Annotated in this window: 22 protein-coding genes; 17 read left to right on the forward strand and 5 right to left on the reverse strand. The window is 59.2% G+C overall.

All coding sequences use genetic code 11. The features are described from left to right. Window positions 1–5 precede the first annotated feature (5 nt). The gene (locus tag NMA58_RS28710) at window positions 6–533 is read left to right on the forward strand and encodes a winged helix DNA-binding protein (protein ID WP_430958857.1); all 528 of its coding nucleotides are present in this window, start codon (window positions 6–8) and stop codon (window positions 531–533) included. Between the two features lie 53 nt (window positions 534–586). On the opposite strand, the gene NMA58_RS28715 is transcribed toward NMA58_RS28710, so the two are convergent. Further along, complete coding sequence (locus NMA58_RS28715; RefSeq protein WP_434714502.1) at window positions 587–802, reverse strand: hypothetical protein; 216 nt, start codon at window positions 800–802, stop codon at window positions 587–589. Between the two features lie 126 nt (window positions 803–928). Here NMA58_RS28715 and NMA58_RS28720 point away from each other — a divergent pair, with 126 nt between their 5' ends. Continuing rightward, window positions 929–1,552, forward strand: coding sequence for a TetR/AcrR family transcriptional regulator (locus NMA58_RS28720; RefSeq protein WP_434714503.1), 624 nt, complete (start codon window positions 929–931; stop codon window positions 1,550–1,552). Window positions 1,553–1,616: 64 nt separating this feature from the next. Beyond that, window positions 1,617–1,817, forward strand: coding sequence for a hypothetical protein (locus NMA58_RS28725; protein ID WP_434714505.1), 201 nt, complete (start codon window positions 1,617–1,619; stop codon window positions 1,815–1,817). A gap of 10 nt (window positions 1,818–1,827) precedes the next feature. Here the strand turns inward: NMA58_RS28725 and NMA58_RS28730 are convergent, their stop codons facing one another. After that, the gene (locus NMA58_RS28730; RefSeq protein ID WP_434714507.1) at window positions 1,828–2,355 is read right to left on the reverse strand and encodes a prepilin peptidase; all 528 of its coding nucleotides are present in this window, start codon (window positions 2,353–2,355) and stop codon (window positions 1,828–1,830) included. Between the two features lie 257 nt (window positions 2,356–2,612). Here NMA58_RS28730 and NMA58_RS28735 point away from each other — a divergent pair, with 257 nt between their 5' ends. The 14 genes from NMA58_RS28735 (at window position 2,613) to NMA58_RS28800 (ending at window position 15,498) form a co-directional block, all read left to right on the forward strand. Next, window positions 2,613–2,807, forward strand: coding sequence for a Flp family type IVb pilin (locus NMA58_RS28735; RefSeq protein WP_434714509.1), 195 nt, complete (start codon window positions 2,613–2,615; stop codon window positions 2,805–2,807). 98 nt (window positions 2,808–2,905) lie between these two features. Then, window positions 2,906–3,820, forward strand: coding sequence for a Flp pilus assembly protein CpaB (gene cpaB / locus NMA58_RS28740; protein WP_434714510.1), 915 nt, complete (start codon window positions 2,906–2,908; stop codon window positions 3,818–3,820). Between the two features lie 55 nt (window positions 3,821–3,875). Continuing rightward, on the forward strand, window positions 3,876–5,366 hold the full coding sequence (locus NMA58_RS28745) for a type II and III secretion system protein family protein (protein WP_097600795.1): 1,491 nt from the start codon (window positions 3,876–3,878) through the stop codon (window positions 5,364–5,366). After that, window positions 5,350–5,655: a hypothetical protein gene (locus NMA58_RS28750; protein ID WP_085781103.1), complete on the forward strand. Its 306-nt coding sequence runs from the start codon at window positions 5,350–5,352 to the stop codon at window positions 5,653–5,655. Before NMA58_RS28745 ends, NMA58_RS28750 begins: the two co-directional genes overlap by 17 nt. 90 nt (window positions 5,656–5,745) lie before the next feature. Continuing rightward, window positions 5,746–7,350, forward strand: coding sequence for a TadE/TadG family type IV pilus assembly protein (locus NMA58_RS28755; protein ID WP_434714512.1), 1,605 nt, complete (start codon window positions 5,746–5,748; stop codon window positions 7,348–7,350). Beyond that, on the forward strand, window positions 7,347–7,826 hold the full coding sequence (locus NMA58_RS28760; RefSeq protein ID WP_183701141.1) for a TadE/TadG family type IV pilus assembly protein: 480 nt from the start codon (window positions 7,347–7,349) through the stop codon (window positions 7,824–7,826). Before NMA58_RS28755 ends, NMA58_RS28760 begins: the two co-directional genes overlap by 4 nt. Then, window positions 7,820–8,440, forward strand: coding sequence for a TadE/TadG family type IV pilus assembly protein (locus tag NMA58_RS28765; RefSeq protein ID WP_434714513.1), 621 nt, complete (start codon window positions 7,820–7,822; stop codon window positions 8,438–8,440). The genes NMA58_RS28760 and NMA58_RS28765 overlap by 7 nt, the downstream gene beginning before the upstream one ends. 27 nt (window positions 8,441–8,467) lie before the next feature. Continuing rightward, complete coding sequence (locus tag NMA58_RS28770) at window positions 8,468–9,610, forward strand: pilus assembly protein (protein ID WP_434714515.1); 1,143 nt, start codon at window positions 8,468–8,470, stop codon at window positions 9,608–9,610. Beyond that, window positions 9,607–10,170 (forward strand): L,D-transpeptidase, encoded by a 564-nt coding sequence (locus NMA58_RS28775; RefSeq protein ID WP_434714517.1) that lies wholly within the window; start codon window positions 9,607–9,609, stop codon window positions 10,168–10,170. Before NMA58_RS28770 ends, NMA58_RS28775 begins: the two co-directional genes overlap by 4 nt. A 16-nt stretch (window positions 10,171–10,186) precedes the next feature. Then, window positions 10,187–11,635, forward strand: a complete 1,449-nt coding sequence (locus NMA58_RS28780) for a CpaF family protein (protein WP_434714519.1) — start codon at window positions 10,187–10,189, stop codon at window positions 11,633–11,635. Further along, window positions 11,632–12,585 carry a type II secretion system F family protein gene (locus NMA58_RS28785; RefSeq protein ID WP_434714520.1) on the forward strand — a complete coding sequence of 318 codons (954 nt, stop codon included), beginning with the start codon at window positions 11,632–11,634 and terminating at the stop codon, window positions 12,583–12,585. Before NMA58_RS28780 ends, NMA58_RS28785 begins: the two co-directional genes overlap by 4 nt. Before the next feature lie 7 nt (window positions 12,586–12,592). Beyond that, on the forward strand, window positions 12,593–13,534 hold the full coding sequence (locus NMA58_RS28790; RefSeq protein ID WP_434714522.1) for a type II secretion system F family protein: 942 nt from the start codon (window positions 12,593–12,595) through the stop codon (window positions 13,532–13,534). A 15-nt stretch (window positions 13,535–13,549) separates the two neighbouring features. Beyond that, window positions 13,550–14,851 (forward strand): AAA family ATPase, encoded by a 1,302-nt coding sequence (locus NMA58_RS28795; RefSeq protein WP_434714524.1) that lies wholly within the window; start codon window positions 13,550–13,552, stop codon window positions 14,849–14,851. A 77-nt stretch (window positions 14,852–14,928) separates the two neighbouring features. After that, window positions 14,929–15,498, forward strand: a complete 570-nt coding sequence (locus NMA58_RS28800) for a hypothetical protein (protein WP_183701124.1) — start codon at window positions 14,929–14,931, stop codon at window positions 15,496–15,498. A gap of 117 nt (window positions 15,499–15,615) precedes the next feature. On the opposite strand, the gene NMA58_RS28805 is transcribed toward NMA58_RS28800, so the two are convergent. The 3 genes from NMA58_RS28805 to NMA58_RS28815 form a co-directional block, all read right to left on the reverse strand. Next, the gene (locus NMA58_RS28805; RefSeq protein WP_434714525.1) at window positions 15,616–16,137 is read right to left on the reverse strand and encodes a tetratricopeptide repeat protein; all 522 of its coding nucleotides are present in this window, start codon (window positions 16,135–16,137) and stop codon (window positions 15,616–15,618) included. A gap of 361 nt (window positions 16,138–16,498) precedes the next feature. Continuing rightward, window positions 16,499–16,936, reverse strand: a complete 438-nt coding sequence (locus tag NMA58_RS28810) for a DUF1810 domain-containing protein (protein WP_434714526.1) — start codon at window positions 16,934–16,936, stop codon at window positions 16,499–16,501. Window positions 16,937–17,046: 110 nt separating this feature from the next. After that, window positions 17,047–17,322: a hypothetical protein gene (locus NMA58_RS28815; protein ID WP_176536365.1), complete on the reverse strand. Its 276-nt coding sequence runs from the start codon at window positions 17,320–17,322 to the stop codon at window positions 17,047–17,049. Between the last annotated feature and the right edge of the window lie 159 nt (window positions 17,323–17,481).

The following is a 17,481-nucleotide window of genomic DNA, read 5'->3' on the forward strand; positions in this document are numbered from 1 at the left end:
ATGGAATGGCAGGTGAGCGCGGGCAGCCGGAAATCGGGCCGATCGTCTCCTCCTCGCATCTCGCCGATGGCGCGCTTCCCGTTCTTTCGGAATTGGAATTCGGTCTCATCCTCGCCGGCAATGCCTTCGACCGCTGGATGGTGCGCTGCATGACGGCGGCGGGCGAGCCCGGCTGCGCGGCGATCGACGTGCTGGTGTTGCATTCGGTGGCGCACCGGCAGCGGCCGAAGCGGCTCGGCGACCTCTGCAGCGTGCTCGGCGTCGAGGATACGCATCTGGTGATTTATGCGCTCAAGAAGCTCGAAAAGCGCGGCCTTGTGAAAAGCGCGCGGGCGGGCAAGGAGAAGGTGATCGCCGCCACGGCCAAGGGCCTTGAAACCTGCCTGAAATACCGGGCGGTGCGGGAAGCGCTACTGGTGGAATCGATAAAGGGACTCGGGCTCGATGCCGGCGCGACATCGGCGGTGGCAGCGACGCTGCGGGCGCTTTCCGGCCATTACGATCAAGCAGCAAGGGCCGCCGCCTCTTTGTGACGACAGCCCTTGTCGGGGGCAGGGAGAGATCCCCCGGTATTCAGGCGGCTTTTTCAGCCGAAGCAGGGAATGGCCGGCAGATTGGCGCGGCTCGCAAGCGCTCCGATCATCTTGCCCACCGGCGTCGGGCGTGGTTCGCGTTTCCCGGCGGCCGTTTCCAGGAGTTGCTTGAAGTCTTCAAGCTTCACGCCGTCGGCGCGCAACACCATGGCGATCAGGGGGTCGCGAAGGGCTTCGGATATTGTCAGGTCGTCTCTGGTCTGTCTCATGGCTTGTCCTCCTTTCGTGGGCGGTCGCCCGTGTTCCACATCCGCCGCCAACCCTCTGCGTTGACTTTCGCGGTCTGTGGTGTTACCGGTAAGTAACAATGCTGTTGTTACCGATCGGTCACATTGATGTCAAGGACTTCGTCCGCAAAAAAATCAGAAACTTCGAATGAAATCTCCCCAACCGTTTCAGAAGATCGCATCCCGCCGCGGGAGCGCATCGTCTCGACGGCCGTGGAGCTTTTCCGCGAGCGCGGCATCCGCGGCATCGGCGTCGATGCCATCGCCGATGCCGCCTCGACCAATAAGATGACGCTCTACCGGCATTTCGGCTCGAAAGACGAACTCGTCTGCGAGACGCTGCGGCGTGCCTCCGAAAAGGCCGATGCCATTTGGCGCGATCTGGAGGCCGCTCATCCCGCCGATCCCCGCGCCCAGCTCGACGCCTGGGTGGAGATGCGGGCGCAGTGTCTGAACGGCGAGCCCGCCGGCTGCGATCTCGCCAACGCCGCCATCGAGCTCAAGGGAGAAGGGCATCCCGCCCATGAAATGATCGAGAGGCACAAGGCCGCACAGCGCGATCGCTTGGCCGCGCTCTGTTCGGCAGCCGGTGCGCGCGAACCTCAACTTCTTGCCGATACGCTGACGCTGCTGCTCGAAGGCGCGCGCGTCAGCCGTCAGGCAATGGGCGCCGCCGGCTGTTGCGGCCATTTCGCCAAGGCCTGCCGAGCAGCGATCGCTTCTTTCACCTGATAGACCGGAACCTTACCGCCTCCACACCGTTTTTCCATCACCGGGACGATGTGGAGACCGGGAGATGAACTACGCCTATCTCAAGCGCCTATATGCCAGACGCGCCGAGCTCGAAGCCAAGCTCGAGCTTCACGAGGCACGCTATTGTTTTGGCGAGGAAGAGGTCGATGACGGCACCGACAGCGACCTGCGTCAGCGATTGAGCGAGGTCTCCGAGGAGATCGCCGCGCTGGAGAACAGGTCGGCCAGAGCCTTTTCGGGGTAGGTCGCCGTCGCTACAGGTGCTGCCGGATCATGGGCAAAGCCAGGGTCAGGAGCGTCGCGAAAACCATGATGACGCCATAGGGTATCTTCCGGCTCGCCCGAATTTCCTCGATGCGCATGAAAAAGGCGAGATGCGCGACGGGCAGCGGCACCGGCAGCCGCAGGGCCAGCAGCGTCAGAATGCCGAGGACGAGCAGCAACATCGCAAAGGGCAGCATTCCGTGCCATCCGACAAAAAGGCCGATGGGCAGGAAAAGCTTGGCGTCTCCTGCGCCAAACAGCCGGAACGTCCAGAGCGCCACCCCAAGCATGAACATCAGCAGACCGGCCCCAAGGTCGCCACCAATTCCGCTCGGAGCAAACAGGGCCGCGCCGACATCCTCGGAGCCAAGCATCACGGCCACGGCGCGCAGTGCATAAAGTGTTACGAGCGCCAGCACGACGGCGTTAGGGATCTTCCATGTGCGGAAGTCGCTCCAGGCGGCGCAGAGAAAAAGTAATACTGAAAGAGAATTAATAACAACCACCAGTTCCATCATGCGATTCAACCTTTTAGGGCTATAGTAATCTACTCTGTACGCTTGGTTTCGCTCTATATCGGCCACGTTAGCTGGATTTTACCACCAGTCCTGCGATTTTTCGTCTTAACCATAAAGTATAAATGTCGAATGTCTGCGTATAAAACAATTGACTAAATTAGACTTAACAGATTATTAATATTTCAGTCGAAGGGGCGGTCTCGACGACTAGTGCCGGGGGAAATACGGCGCACCACTTACCTGGGAGGTAATTCTCGATGAAAGCATTTGTAAATAGCGTACGCGCTTTCGCGCGGGAAGAAGATGGCGTCGCACTCACCGAATACCTCATTCTGCTTGCCTTGCTGGTTGGTGGAGTGATCGGGGCGGTGACACTGGCCGGCACCAATCTGAGTGCGGTTTGGACGGCATGGGCAGGGTGGTTCACGACCTCGCTGGCTGTCCCGGCCTGATATTGGCGTTCGAAGAAGCGAGGGGTTTTGTTAACCCCTCTCTTCTAAATTAGCATCAATGAATGGATGCGCTCCGTCCAGTGTAGCGAGTAACCGCGATGCGTTCTTCAACAATTTTAAGCCTCGTTATTGCATTTGTACTCGCCGCCGCCGCAGTTTTCGGGATGCGCGAGTATCTCTCCGATCAGAAGGCCCGGCTGCTGGCGATGAACGGCGTGAAGGCGGAGGAACGGACGCTCGTAGTCGCCGCCACGCCAATGCGCTTCGGTGACCGGATCCGATCCGAAAACCTCAGAGCCATTCCGTGGCCCTCTAATGAAACACCCGCAGGCTCATTCGTCAGCATCGAGATGGTCGTCGGCAACGATGCCCAGCCGCGTTATGCCATGGCGGCGATCGATCCCGGCGAGCCGGTGTTATCCTCGAAAATCACGGGTACGGGCGAACGCGCCACGCTGTCGGCGGCGCTCGACCAGGGCATGAAGGCGGTCTCCATCCGCGTCAACGATGTGCTCGGCGTTGCCGGCTTCGTTAGGCCTTCCGATCGCGTCGACGTGCTTCTGACGCGGGTCGTGCGCGGGCAGGCGGGCAACGATCAGACCTTCGTCGACGTGCTGCTGCAAGGCGTCAAGGTCCTTGCGGTGGACCAGACGGCAGACGAGCGCAAGGACGAGCCATCCGTCGTGAAAACGGTGACCTTTGAGGTCACGACCGACGAGGCGCAGCGCCTAACCCTCGGCTCCAGTGTCGGCACACTCTCGCTGGCGCTTCGCAATGTTGCCTCTTCCTCAGTCGAGCAGACCCGGCCGATCACTGTCGCCGACCTCGGTGGCGGGGCGATGGCGACAGAACTGGGCAAGGATTTGGAAAAGCAGTTGCCAGAACCGGCAAAACAAGTGCAGATTGTGGAACAAAAGGTTGAGCCGGTGTTGCCGGTTGAGCCGAAGTGGGTGACAGTGGGAGTCTGGAACACGACGAAGCGCGAGGAGCACCGAGTCGGCTTGGTCCAGTGATGTTGATGCGGAATGCCGCAGGTGCGGCGAGCCGGATGAGGGGGCTAAAGCAGGCATGGCGAACGGCAAGAGAAAAATCGCGAGGACGAAAAGCCTTGCGGCACTAGCGGCAGTGTTTTCGGCCTGTGTGTGTTTGGGCCCCGGAGTTGCCGGCCGCGCCAACGCACAGGAGAAGTCCATCACTTTAGGCGAATCAGTCCAGCATGTGACCTTGCCTCCGAACGAGACGCTGACGCTCAATACAGGCCAGCCCTTCGGTGATCTTGTCATCGGCAGCGCCGATATGATCGACGTGGTGCCGCTTTCCGACAAGTCGCTGTTCATCCGCGGCAAAAAGCCCGGCGCCACCAATATTTCGGTCTATGGCGACGACAAGTCGCTGCTTGGGGTCATCGACATCCGCGTTGCGAGCGATTTCAGCGAAGTCGCTTCCGCCATTCGCTCTGCCGCGCCCTCGGCTCGGGTCAGGGTCATCAACTCCAACGATCGCATTCGCCTGACAGGCTTCGTCCGTGACGGCATCGAACTGCAGCGGGTGATGGAAATCGCCCAATCCTATTCCGACCAGCCAGTGCTGAACCAGTTGCGCGTCAGTGACAGCCAGCAGGTGATGCTTGAGGTCCGTGTCATCGAAGCCTCGCGCCAGACGGGTCGTGACCTCGGGATCGGTTGGTCCGGCTATGGCAACAACAATCGCATCGGCAAGGCAACGGCCAGCCAGGGGATCACCGTTGATGACAACGGCAACTTGGCCCGTACCCTCCTTGATCCCAAGGGTGCGGCAACGGGTGCGTTGCCCTTCGGCCAGCTGATCGCCAAGGTGTTGGAAATCTCCGGCGGCCACATCGACGTTGTGATCAACGCCCTCGAGCAGAAGGGATTGGTGCGCCGCCTGGCTCAGCCGAACCTCATCGCCATGAGTGGCTCTACGGCCAGCTTTCATGCAGGCGGTGAAGTGCCGATCCTGAAGACGACGAACAACGGCACGACGGTGGCCACAGAGACGGACTATCGCCCATTCGGTGTGCGGCTGACCTTCAAGCCGGTGGTTCTTGATGATGGTCTCATCAACCTGGAGATCGAGCCTGAGGTTTCCGAGATTGATCCGTCGATCAACGTCAACGGCAATCCGGGGTTCATCTCGCGCGCTGCCAGCACCACGGTCGCGCTCCGCGACGGCCAGAGCTTTGCCTTGGCGGGCCTGCTGCAGTCGATCAATGCCAAAGACATCCAGCAATTGCCGGGACTCGGGCAGATACCGGTGCTCGGCGCTCTGTTCCGTTCGACGAGTTTCCAGAAGAAGGAATCCGACCTCGTCATCGTCGTCACGCCACACATTGTGCGCCCGGCCCGCCCGGGTGAGGACCTCTACAGCCCACTCGATCAGACGCGTTCGTCCAACGACGTCGAGCTCTTCGCGCTCGGGGTTCTGGAAGTCGACAAGGACATGCTCCGACGCTTTCGAAATGGCGTAGGTGTGACCGGGCCTTATGGCCACCGTCTCGACTTGAACCAGGGAGTCCAAGCCGTTGCTACAAAACGCTAAGCGCGTCCTTCTCGTCTTTGCGGCCGCCGGCCTCGCTTCCGGCTGCGCCGACTACATGAACCATCGCGACACGATCACCTTCGGGGTCGGCAACGCCGTGGAAGCAAACAAGGCCATCCAGATCGAGGACCCATTCCCGCCGGAAGCCCAGCGAACCCGAATCGCAAGCGACGGCAAGGTGATCCGCAGGGTGGTCACTCAATATCAGAACGGCGGGCTGGGCGTTGTTCAGCCGTCGCCGGCCATGGGGGCGAATGGGGCCTCCAACGGGGCGATTGCCAGCCAGTAGCTGGCGGAGGCATGAACGGCGTAGCGCGCCGCAGGGGAAATGCACGAAACGGGGTCATCACGGCGATAGCGCCGTGATGGGGGGACGCCAATGCTCAGCAGGGTTGTCAGACGGTTCTGGAATGATCATCGTGGCTATGTCATCGCCTTGACGCTCATCGCCATGCCAATGCTTCTCGGCTTTTCGCTGCTGGTGATCGATGTCGGCCGCAGCAGCAACCTGCATACCGATCTTCAGAACGCTGTCGATGCGATGGCGCTGGCCGGGGCCCGTGAACTCGATGGCCGCGATGATGCCATTTCGAGGGCGCAGACGGCGATCGAGAAAATCGCCAATAGCGCGGCTTTCTCCGGCGGCGGGACCGGCATGTCGCTTGGCTCGTATATAAGCGTGACCTATGACGCCGGCAACGATGCCGGGAGCACGGTTACCGTGCTTTTTCTGAAGAGCATTCCGGCCAACGACGATACGGCTATTCCGTCTTCCATGGAAACGACCGTGGCCAGCGAAGCGTCTTATGCCTGGGTCATCGCCAAGCCGCAGGCGATGCAGACGATATTTCCGATGCCGGCTGGCTTCACCCGCGATACGATCAACATCGCTGCCGACGCCGTGGCGGTATACCACGCCAGCGCCTGCGACGTGACGCCGATCTTTATCTGCAATCCGTTCGAGCCGGTGGGGAACACCAGTGAAAGCGCCAGCGAAACTGCAGCTGCCGCCTTGCACACCAATTTTGCGGCCGGAAATCTCTACGGGCGGCAAATCGAGCTTCACAGCACCGCGGCGTCCAATCCCGGTCCCGGCAATTTCGGCTTCCTGCGGACCCCCTTGGGCAATGGTGCGTCCGTGCTGGCGGAGGCTCTTGCCACCGGCAATCCCGGTACATGCTACACACAGGACAGCCTCGATACGGAAACGGGCGCAAAGGCGGGGCCTGTCGAGGACGGCGTAAATACGCGCTTCGGCTTCTACTCCTCGTCGTTCAACAAGGCGAACGGAGATTATCGTTACCGACCTGCCCAGAACGTGCGCTCCGCTCAGTCAATCAGCGGCAAGGGAAAGAAGGGCTGCGACACCTATAATCCAGTCATGGTCGGAGACGTTGTCGGCGATGCGACCAAGGCTTTGCCGCTCGGCTACGGAGCAAGCATGACCTCGCTTGCCGGCGGCAAGATCAGCAGCGGCAACAATTGGAATTACACGACCTATTGGAATGTCGCGCAGGGCACCGCTGCGCCCTCGGTGAGCACGGTTCTCAGCAACTACTCCAGTTATCCCCCGCAGGCAACTGGAACACCGACCCAACCCTCCGCTTACGACGTCTATCGATACGAGCTTGCAAACGCGGCTCTCATCAATCATGCCTCGGCGAATGGTGAGACCGGAACACCGGCAACGGGCGGCCAATGCTATGCCGGCCCGGATCTTTCGAACTATACGGCGGCCGAATATGGTGACCGCCGCGAGATTTTCTCGGCCATTGTCAATTGTGGCTATGAGGCCTCGGTCGGCCATCTGAACGGTCACAAGGCCACCCGCGCCGTAGCCTTCGCGCGCATGTTCCTGACCAAGCCGGCGATCGCGGATGCCGGCGAACGATACCTTTCCCTGGAGATGATCGACATCACCGGCAAGGGCGGACGCGGCACGCTGGACGAATTCCTTCGGGAAGAAGCGGAGCTGGTCAGATGATGGCGCTTCGCAATTTTATCCTGCATCGACTGTGCCTCGGCTTCTGGCGGCGGGAGGAAGGCGCGGTGCTCGCCGAGACGCTGCTCGCGGTCCCCTTTGTGACGCTCTTTGCCGCGGCCATACTGGAGTTTGGCAGCATTTTTTGGCAGCGGATGCAGATCGACGCAGGTCTGCGGGATGCTGGGCGTTACCTTTCGCGATGCCGACCGCTGTCGGGAACTTATGTGCCGACATGCAATCAAGCAACGGCAAAGACAATCGCATTTTACGGAACGCAGACACCTGCGGCAAACGCTCAACCCCGCGTCCCTGGCTGGAACGACCCTGCCGACATCACCATCAGTGCGCCCGATGCCGACGGGAACATAACCCTTTCCACTGCGCATCTCTATCAGAGCTCGCCGGTGTTCGGCTTTCTTGGAATTGACGCCATCACCCTCAGTTCTTTCCATGAAGAGAGATACATCGGATGGTGATCCTTCGGCTGGTCAAGACATTCTGGCAGGATAGCAGTGGTGTCAGCCTTGTCGAAGCATTGCTGACCTTCCCCATCGTTATGCTGGTCTTCGCCGCGTTCATCGAGTTCGGCTATGCCATGTCGCAGTGGAATCAGACGGTCAAGGCACTGCAATATGGTGCCCGACTGGCGGCGGTATCAGATCCGCTGACGACCAATTTCAACGCCGTTTTCCCGACCGACGCTGCCGATCCGCTCAACAATGGCAAAGCCACACCGAACGATGCCACGATATCGTCGACCTGCGGACCGGCTCTTGCCAACTGCACCGCGGCATTGAACCGGATCGTTCTGGGAAGCGATGGCGTTTGCACCGCCGGTGATCCCAACCCCGGCATTTGCGATCTCAATTGGCGCATCCAACCGCAGAATCTGGTCGTCACTTACCAGCGATCGGGACTCGGCTATTGGGGCCGCCCTGACGGGCCCGTGCTGACGATGCGGCTGGAGGTGCGGGACATCACCTTCGATCTGCCGATCCTCGGCGGGCTGTTGGGACTGAACGACGTCACCATCCCGGCCCATCCGGTGACAATCACGACGGAAGACCTGAAGACCTGCTCAACCTGCTGACTCCTTGTTACGCGTAGGAAAGCGAAAATGACAGCTCACATGAACATTGCCGCATCCACCAAGATCCTGGTTCTCTCCGACGACGCGGCGGCAGCGAGCTTCATGCTCGATACGTTCGGGTCGCTTTCGCGTTACGATGTCCGCCATCTCTCGCTGAAGGCGCTCGGAGAAAAGGGCCGGCTCGATCCGACGCAGTTCGACCTGATCGTTCTCGACGTCGACAACGGGGAGTTGCTGCAGCAGCCGGAGCTCTTCACATTTCGCACCCGCTATCGCGACATTCCCCTCGTTGTCGTTTCCGAAGACCTGCCGGACGACATGCTGCGGCTGCTCTTCCGCCTGAACGGCAATGACTGGCTGAAGAAGCCGCTCGAGCGCCGCGCCCTGATCGACATGATTTCGACCCATGCGCCAGGCACCGGGGCCAGCGACAGCCGGGTGCATGCCGTGGTCTCAGCCGTCGGTGGCGCGGGCGCCAGCATGATCGCTTCGTCGCTTGCGCATGTACTGGCCCAGCCGACCAAAAATTCCACGCCGCGGATCGACTTGTTCGACACGGATTTCTGCTCGGGATCGCTCGGCTATTATCTTAATCTTGTCAACGACTACGACCTGAAACCGGTCATCGCCAATCCTTCCCGGGTCGATCTCGAATTCATCGATCTGGTCCGAAAGCGGCATCCAGGAGGCTTTTCACTGCTTTCGTTCAAACAGCCGTCAGTCCTTCTGGCGCCGAAGGGCTCTGAACTCGTACTGCGAATGCTCGACGTGGCCGCCTTCGAGAGCGACCACACGATTGTCGACATCCCCTATTATGACACGCCGTGGAAATACGAGGTGCTCACTTCGGTCAACAGCATCTGCATCGTCACCGAAATGACGGTCCCCGCGCTTTCCCAAGCCAAGGATTTGTTTGCCAATCTGGTACGGCTGCGAGGCAGTTCGGATCAGATATTTATCATCATAAACAAATACCGCGCCAAGCTTTTCGGCCTCGGCCTGCGCCGACAGCAAACGGAGAAGATATTCAAGGAGATTCCGACGCATGTCATTGCGGATGACTGGGATACTTTGAGCGAGGCGGTCAACCGCGGTGTGCTGCCGGCTCAGGTGAATTCCCGGGCGCGATTCTGCGGTGCGGTCGGTAAACTTGGAGCATTGGTGCGATGAAGGCGATTGACAGTGGCCGCGTAAGGTCCTGCGTCGGCCTTGTGGTTCTGGCCGTTCTGGCCATTGCCGGGGATGCCGCGGCAGCCGGGCTTGTGCCTCGAAGCCTCGGGCCGACGACAAGCACCGTGGTGACGATCGAAAAAAACTACGCGGCCGGAACGATCGTCATCGTCAGCGCGAACCGAACGCTGGATCTCGTCATCTCTGAAGGACGTGCGATCCGTTACAAGATCGGCGTTGGACGTGACGGATTTCGCTGGAGCGGGACCGTCAGGGTTGGACGCAAGGCAGAGTGGCCTGACTGGCGCCCGCCTGCCGAGATGAAGGCGCGCGCGGCCGGACTTCCGGACCTGGTACCTGCCGGTCCGCTCAATCCCTTGGGCGCTCGCGGGATCTATCTCTTCAAGGGCGGGACCGACACGCTCTACCGCATTCACGGAACGAACGAGCAGTCGACGGTCGGCGATTTCGCCTCATCGGGCTGTTTTCGCATGAGCAATGCCGACGTCATCGATCTCTATGAGAGGGTGAAAGTCGGTTCCACGGTCATTGTAAAATAGTTCAGGGGTGGGAAGCATGGCGAACGGCATCATGGGGCGTTTCTACAAGCATCAGCAGGAGCCTGAAAGCCGCGAACATCCGGAGGCGGCCGACCTGTCTCTCGTCGCAGCTCAGAACATGCCTGCCCGACCGGTCTCCGACAGCGCCACGGCGGGTGGCGAAGAGGCGTCTCTCGGGCCGGACATGGTTTCCGAGCGGGTCAATCTGCACCGTTACCTGCTCGATCGTATCAACCTCGGGATCCTCGACACGCTCGACAACGAGGAGATCGCGACCGAGATCCGGCCGTTGGTCAAGGACTATATCCGGAGTAACAACTTTCCGCTGAATGCCAAGGAAATCAACGATCTGATCCGCGATATCACCGACGAGATGCTCGGGCTGGGACCGATCGAGCCACTGCTGGCCGACGAGACGATCGCAGATATTCTCATCAACGGCTACAGCAGCGTCTATGTCGAGCGGAGCGGCAAGCTCGAAAGCACCGCCGTGCGTTTCAAGGACGAGGACCATCTCCTTCGGGTGATCAACAAGATCGTCTCGGCGGTCGGCCGCCGCGTCGACGAATCGACGCCGATGGTTGATGCCCGCCTCAAGGATGGCTCACGCGTGAACGTCGCCATCAGGCCGATCTCGGTCGATGGGCCGCTCGTTTCCATCCGCAAATTCACCCGCAAGCCGCTGACATTGGAGCGCCTCGTGCAATATGGCGCCATGGCCGATGCGATGCGCATCCTTCTCAGCGCCGCAGTCAAGGGCAAAGTGTCCATGGTCATTTCAGGCGGCACCGGTTCTGGCAAGACCACGTTGCTCAACGCTCTCTCCTCGCAGATTTCTCCAAAGGAGCGCCTGATCACTATCGAGGATGCGGCCGAACTCCAACTGCAGCAACCCCATGTCGGGCGTTTGGAAACCCGACCGCCGACGCTCGACGGACGCAACGAGATCCGTCAACGCGAACTTTTGAAAAACGCCCTTCGCATGCGTCCCGACCGCATCATCGTCGGCGAAGTCCGCGGCGACGAGGCGTTCGACATGCTGCAGGCGATGAATACCGGTCACGAGGGGTCGATGACGACCATTCATGCCAATACCCCCCGCGACGCCGTCGGCCGGCTTGAGCAGATGGTCGGCATGGCCGGGATGCCGATGTCGCAGTTGAGCATTCGCTCGCAGATCTCGTCCGCCATCACCGTGATCGTGCAGGTGCAGCGTCTGAGCGACGGCAGCCGCAAAGTTGTCTCGATTTCCGAGATCACCGGCATGGAGGGCGAAGTCGTGCAGATGCAGGAGATTATGAAATTCAAGAAGCTCGGCACCGACGAAGGCGGGCGGATCCATGGCGAATTCCGCGCCACCGGCATCCGGCCGCGATTCGTCGAGGAATTTGCCGAACTCGGGATTGAGATCCCCGTAGCGATTTTTGACCCCGGTAAACCGTTGCAGACGGGACCTGTTCAATGACCCTCACTCTCGTTTACGCTGCCGTTTTTACTGCGGCCCTTGTCGCTGTTGAAGCGATTATGCGCGGCTACTTCAAGACATCCGAACGCCACCGCGCCGTGAACCATCGGTTGAGCTTGCTCGAGGTCAGCGATGATCATCGCAAGACCTATAGCGATATGCTCAAGGAGCGCGGTGTCGCCGGCGGTTGGCGACAAACTCCCATGATGCAGCGGCTGCTGCGGTTCTACGCCCAGTCGGGAATCAAGTTCGATGCCAGGCGATTTGCCCTCTTCGCGATCGCTGGCGCACTTTTGACGTGGCTGGCAGTTCAGTTCCTCGTGCCGAGCACTCTGTTTAGAATACCTATCTTTCTGCTGATCTGCCTGCTCATCCCAGCATTGGTCGTCTGGCGCGCCCGGGCGAGCCGCATGAAGAAATTCGAGCTGAAGCTTCCTGAAGCGCTCGATGTCGCCAATCGCAGCCTGGCCGCCGGCCACCCGCTGCCGGCGGCGATTTCTTTGGTGGCACGCGAGATGCCTGATCCGATCGGCACCGAATTCGGCCTCCTCTCGGATGAGCTCACCTACGGCGTGACGCTGGACGATGCCCTTGTGAACTTAGCCGATCGGGTCGGCGTCGAGGACCTGAATCTGCTTGCGATATCGTTGAGCGTACAGGCCGGAACCGGCGGCAATCTCGTGGAGATCTTGCAGAACCTTTCGAAAACGCTGCGAGACCGGTCGATGCTCAAGGCAAAGGTCAGGGCGATTTCGTCTGAAGGACGCATCACGGCGATCTTCATGTCGATCTATCCGTTTTTGCTCTACGCGATGATCAAGGCGTTGTCGCCGACCTACTTCGACCCCGTCTGGGACAGCGGCCACGGAACCGCCGTTGTGAGCATTCTGCTGGCCATCATGGCGATCGGGAATGTCATTCTCTACAAGATGGTCAACTTCGAGTACTGAGGCGGTCATGTCGAGCGAGTATGGAATCTACCTCATCGTCTTCTTTGCAGTGCTGATATTTTCGGCGGCAGCCTCGGAATTGTTTTTTCGACAGCGCGAGGTCTCCGTTCGGGTGTCGAAGAGCTCGGCGGTGGGCGACGACTTCCATGTTGGCGATACGACGATCGCCGATCTCGGCGAGGCGGAAAACCGCCTGATCCGCCGCTATTTCGAAATTACGCGACGTGACACGAATCTGAACTCCACCCAGAACCGGCTGATTCGGGCGGGCTATTTTGCTGCCGGCGCGGTGACCACCTTCCAGGTGGTCCGCGCGGTGATTTGTATCTGCATGCTGGTCGGGGCGGTCTGGGCCCTAAACCGGATCGCGCCGAACATGCCGCAGATAGGCGCCCTGATCATTGCCATGTTTGCTGCGGGCGCGACCTTTATTCTCGTCAACATTTATATCGACCGGCGTGGCACCGCCAAGGAGAGGGAGTACCGCCGCCTCTTTCCCGATTTTATGGATATGCTGATCGTCTGCCTCGATGCAGGGATGAGCATCGAAGCGGCCGCGAACCGTGTTGCCCGGGAATTCGTGGACAAGCAGCAGGACTTCGGCCTCCATCTCTCGATCATGATGCTGGAAGTTCGGGGCGGCCGGCGACTGCGTGAGGCGCTCGCTAACCTGGCCACCCGCCTGAGAATCGACGAGGCCCGGGCCCTGTCCGTTCTGTTCCGCCAATCGGAGGAGCTCGGGACCAGCGTCACGCAGACGCTGCGGGTCTACAGCAAGGAAATGCGCGACCTGCGTATTGTGCGCGCCGAGGAAAAGGCGAACGCCTTGCCGGTCAAGATGCTGCTGCCGCTGGGCGCGTTCCTTTTTCCGGTAAGCCTCGTCATTGTGCTCGTGCCCGTTGTTATGCGTGTCATCAGTCTTCTTATCGGCATGAAACCCGGCGGTTAAGCCAAGCGAGGTCGTATGCAGTATTCGCTCGAACAGAATCGTGACGCCATCATTTCCCTCGACCCGCGTATGCCAATGGCACCGGGAAGCATAGAGCAAGCGGGATTGGATCAGTCGTTCTTGCTTCGGCTGGCCGCAAAATGTGCGGCCGAGCAGGATACGACCACGGCCTCTCATCTCGCTGAACGCATGAAATTGCCGAAAGTGATCGTCAATATCTTGATCAAGGAACTGGTGAAACTCGCATACCTCGAGGCTCGCGGCCTGGCGGGTGAGGATGTCAGATCCGATGTTCGATATGCGCTGTCAATGAAGGGGTTCGAATATGCCCACGCGGCGTCGCGCCAATGCCAATATGTCGGGCCGGCGCCGGTGTCGCTCGACGCGTTCTGCCGGCAAATAGGTTTGCAGTCCATCCATCACGAGCGCGTGACCCCAGACCGGCTGACCGACAGCCTTGAGGGGCTGGTGCTCTCGCACACACTGGTCGAAAAACTCGGCCCGGCCATCAACTCCGGTCGCTCTATCCTGCTTTACGGACCGCCCGGCAACGGGAAGACCAGCATCGCCGAGCGGACGTCGCAACTGTTTCGGCAAACGATCTGGGTGCCATATGCCATCGAGGTCGGCGGTCATGTCATCAGTTTCTATGACGAGGCCGTGCATCACCCCGTATCGGAGGCTGGCACGGACTCCCATTCGAAAGCGGATCAACGATGGATCGAATGCCGCCGTCCGGTGATCAAGACGGGCGGGGAATTGACCCTCGATCAGCTCGATCTCACCTTCAACGCCGGGCCAAATGTCTATGAAGCACCCATACACTTGAAAGCGTCCGGCGGCGTCTTCATCATCGACGACTTCGGGCGTCAGCAAGTGGCGCCGCAGGCGCTCATCAATCGCTGGATTGTGCCTCTCGAGCGCGGATATGACTTCCTGACGCTGCACACCGGCAAGAAGTTCAAGGTTCCCTTTGACGAACTGGTCGTATTCTCGACGAATATAGCGCCGAAGGACCTCTCCGACGAGGCAGGCTTGCGGCGCCTCAAATACAAGATCTTTGTCAACACTCCGTCGCGCGACGAATATCTCAGAATTTTCAAATCCTATGCCAGCGGCACTGGATTGGTTGTCTCTGACCCAGAGCTGAACTTGTTCTACGATCGCAAGTACAACGGTGATGCGCTAGCGTCTTGCTACCATCCGAAATATCTTCTCGATTTCGTCGGTTCCTACTGCGAGTTTAATGGCTTAGCGCGAATCGCGTCGCTTGATATGCTCGAACGCGCGTGGGAAGGTGTATTTACGTCGGAATGATTGCGGACTTGGCGCTGATCACGGCCTGTTCCTGGACAATGCCAACGCAGATTTGATGACTTACGGGGAGTAAGCGAATGACCGGCATCCCGAATATCGACGTCGAAGTCGACGGCGCAAAACCAAGCCATATGCGAACACCAGAGCCGAGAGTCTCAAGAAACCCGCTGCTCGTCGGTTTGATCCTCATGCTCCTGCCTGTGAATGCCGGCGTTCTCATTTATACGGCCAAGAACTCGGCCGATGTTCGCGAGAGCCGCGAGACCATCGCTGCGCTCAAAAGGTCCATCGATGGCCTGAGAGGACAAATGGAAAAGCAGTCGCGCAACATCGCGGAGAATGCCAAGGCCGACGAAGTCGCACTGATCCGCCAGGAGATGGATAGCCTGCAAAAGTCCATTCTGTCGATCAACGAAGGAATGCGCAACGACATGAGCGGTGCACGCATGGGTTCAGCTTTGGTCCTCAGTGCACCCGGCAAGGAACCGGCACAGTTTTTCGCACCCCGTGGCGTGTCAGCGGAAACACAAACTGCAGATAGCACCCTTGCGTCGATCGAAGCCGGCGGCATTTCCGTCAGTAACCTGCCGCGTTACGAACGCACACTCTCGCCGGAAGGCAAGCTCATTCTTCGGAAGGCACGGTAAACACCGACTCGCCGAAATCTCCAAAGCAATCGGTGGTCGCCGCCAGGGGCGCCGTGCCGCTGCTCATATCTAGGGCGTTCTCATCTCGACGCAGATTGCCGATCGCTGAAGGATCGATTACCTCTGAGCATACTTCACGCTGTTCTTCATCAGTTCGAGATTACGGGCAGTGACTTCGTTTCCGGGATCAAGCTCATAGGCTTTCAGGAAATAGCGCCGGGCGGTACGCAGGTCACCGCGTAACAGGTGAGAATAGCCGATATTGTTGTAGTAGACCGGGGTGTTGCCGATCATCCGCGAGAGTTGCTGATAAGCGCGGTCGGAGGTATCGAAGCGGGCAACCATATCGGCGGAGGCCGCCAAGCCTAACCAGGCGGCCGGGTCTTCCGGAAAAACGTCAACCGCTCGCTTGTAGATGGCGTAGGATTTTCCGTAATTCTTTTCCTGAAACTGCAGTTTGCCGTTGGTTATCAGCTCGTCGTTCTTGTAGAAGGCGACGGCCGAGTCATCCTGGAGAGTTTTTGCGCTGTCGCCGTAAGCAGCCAGACCATCAACGCCGGATGACTGGCAACCAGCCAAAATCGCTGCGGTCGCCAGCAAAAGGGCAATGCATTTAGTCCCAGCTCTGATCTGCAGCATTGGCAATTTGATCCCCATCAGACATTCTTACCCAAGACTCGGATGCGTTCACCGGCATCATCGTGAAAAAAAGCTAACAACTCAAGAATTTAAGCAGATACTCACAAAAAAGGCGACAGAGGCGGTCTTCGCTGGCTTGCGCCATGGGCAATAAACGCCAACTACTCGGGGTAGGCAACATGTGCGCCCCAAAATCTCGGCCTGATAGAAAAACTTGGCGGCGCATGTCGCTCCGCTTAGAGCAATTCCAGGAAAAGTGTGAAACGGTTTTCCCACGCAAAGCGCGGAGCGCCTTTGCCGGGAATTGCTTAAAAACAAAAACTTGGAGCGGTGCTGCGCTTCCGTGAAAAGCTGAACCGCTCTAGTCCTTGGCGCTGAGGATCTCGATCGTCCGCTCGTCGAATTTTCCTTGATAAAAACGGTCGATCGCCCGGTGGAAGGGCGAGTCATGATCGCTGATCGCTGCAAACAAGGTCATCGATGAGCGCAGCTTGAGATCATCAGGCGAGCCAAGGATGTCATGGGCCGATCGGCCGTCGATCGATAAAAGAGCCTCGACGCAGCGCAGCAGCCGGCTTGAGAGCGTGGGATCGGCGAGATAGGCGGCCGCTTCCCCGGCCGAGCGTATGGCATATTTTTCCGCCATTGCAGAGGCGCCGAGACCAGCGATCTGCGGGAAGATGAACCACATCCAATGCGAGGTTTTCCGTCCGGCCTTCAGCTCGGAAAGCGCCTGCTCGTAGACGCCGTTTTGGGCATTGACGAAACGTTCGAGATTGTAATCGATCTTGCCGGCCATGGTTCTTTCCCTTTTGCTGTCAACGCAGCGTGAGCCAGAGGTCGTCATGCCCGGCGAAGAAACTTCTCCCTGGGCGAACAACAATGTCGCCCGGGGTAGTCGGCTTGCTGTCAGCAGACCCGTTCAGCATAAGGGCTGCTGTCACGGCAATGGCCGTAAGGCTGATGATGCGGCGTATCGCCAGGGGTGGCGGCAATGGCCGATGTCGTCACCGGATCCGTCACACTGGAAGAATATGCGGCAAAACCAACAAAGCTCAAGACAACCAACGCTGCGACCACCACGATGCGCTCGAAACCGGAAAGTTTCTGCGCGCTGACATGTTCCACATAGTCACGCTCGCCTGGACCGAGAGATTCGTCCTCTTTCACGTGGAGGGTCACCATGTCCTGGCGACGGCTTAAAGTTTCACAATCTGTCATTTTTAATTACTCCTGCAACACATGCGGCCGGTCGAAGAGTAAACTCTCACCCTCGCGTCGAGCCGGCTCGCCATGCGTGCATGCATGTGTGTCTTCAATCGTGGCAATTGAAGGGGCAATATT

This window comes from Rhizobium sp. YTUHZ045 (assembly GCF_051124255.1).
Lineage (GTDB): Bacteria > Pseudomonadota > Alphaproteobacteria > Rhizobiales > Rhizobiaceae > Rhizobium.

Excerpts from the sequence above, each read along its gene's own strand:
- NMA58_RS28710 (WP_430958857.1), top strand. The coding sequence starts at position 6 with ATGGCAGGTGAGCGCGGGCAGCCGGAAATCGGGCCGATCGTCTCCTCC.
- NMA58_RS28715 (WP_434714502.1), bottom strand. The coding sequence starts at position 802 with ATGAGACAGACCAGAGACGACCTGACAATATCCGAAGCCCTTCGCGAC.
- NMA58_RS28720 (WP_434714503.1), top strand. The coding sequence starts at position 929 with ATGTCAAGGACTTCGTCCGCAAAAAAATCAGAAACTTCGAATGAAATC.
- NMA58_RS28725 (WP_434714505.1), top strand. The coding sequence starts at position 1,617 with ATGAACTACGCCTATCTCAAGCGCCTATATGCCAGACGCGCCGAGCTC.
- NMA58_RS28730 (WP_434714507.1), bottom strand. The coding sequence starts at position 2,355 with ATGATGGAACTGGTGGTTGTTATTAATTCTCTTTCAGTATTACTTTTT.
- NMA58_RS28735 (WP_434714509.1), top strand. The coding sequence starts at position 2,613 with ATGAAAGCATTTGTAAATAGCGTACGCGCTTTCGCGCGGGAAGAAGAT.
- cpaB (WP_434714510.1), top strand. The coding sequence starts at position 2,906 with ATGCGTTCTTCAACAATTTTAAGCCTCGTTATTGCATTTGTACTCGCC.
- NMA58_RS28745 (WP_097600795.1), top strand. The coding sequence starts at position 3,876 with ATGGCGAACGGCAAGAGAAAAATCGCGAGGACGAAAAGCCTTGCGGCA.
- NMA58_RS28755 (WP_434714512.1), top strand. The coding sequence starts at position 5,746 with ATGCTCAGCAGGGTTGTCAGACGGTTCTGGAATGATCATCGTGGCTAT.
- NMA58_RS28760 (WP_183701141.1), top strand. The coding sequence starts at position 7,347 with ATGATGGCGCTTCGCAATTTTATCCTGCATCGACTGTGCCTCGGCTTC.
- NMA58_RS28765 (WP_434714513.1), top strand. The coding sequence starts at position 7,820 with ATGGTGATCCTTCGGCTGGTCAAGACATTCTGGCAGGATAGCAGTGGT.
- NMA58_RS28770 (WP_434714515.1), top strand. The coding sequence starts at position 8,468 with ATGACAGCTCACATGAACATTGCCGCATCCACCAAGATCCTGGTTCTC.
- NMA58_RS28775 (WP_434714517.1), top strand. The coding sequence starts at position 9,607 with ATGAAGGCGATTGACAGTGGCCGCGTAAGGTCCTGCGTCGGCCTTGTG.
- NMA58_RS28780 (WP_434714519.1), top strand. The coding sequence starts at position 10,187 with ATGGCGAACGGCATCATGGGGCGTTTCTACAAGCATCAGCAGGAGCCT.
- NMA58_RS28785 (WP_434714520.1), top strand. The coding sequence starts at position 11,632 with ATGACCCTCACTCTCGTTTACGCTGCCGTTTTTACTGCGGCCCTTGTC.
- NMA58_RS28790 (WP_434714522.1), top strand. The coding sequence starts at position 12,593 with ATGTCGAGCGAGTATGGAATCTACCTCATCGTCTTCTTTGCAGTGCTG.
- NMA58_RS28795 (WP_434714524.1), top strand. The coding sequence starts at position 13,550 with ATGCAGTATTCGCTCGAACAGAATCGTGACGCCATCATTTCCCTCGAC.
- NMA58_RS28800 (WP_183701124.1), top strand. The coding sequence starts at position 14,929 with ATGACCGGCATCCCGAATATCGACGTCGAAGTCGACGGCGCAAAACCA.
- NMA58_RS28805 (WP_434714525.1), bottom strand. The coding sequence starts at position 16,137 with ATGCTGCAGATCAGAGCTGGGACTAAATGCATTGCCCTTTTGCTGGCG.
- NMA58_RS28810 (WP_434714526.1), bottom strand. The coding sequence starts at position 16,936 with ATGGCCGGCAAGATCGATTACAATCTCGAACGTTTCGTCAATGCCCAA.
- NMA58_RS28815 (WP_176536365.1), bottom strand. The coding sequence starts at position 17,322 with ATGGTGACCCTCCACGTGAAAGAGGACGAATCTCTCGGTCCAGGCGAG.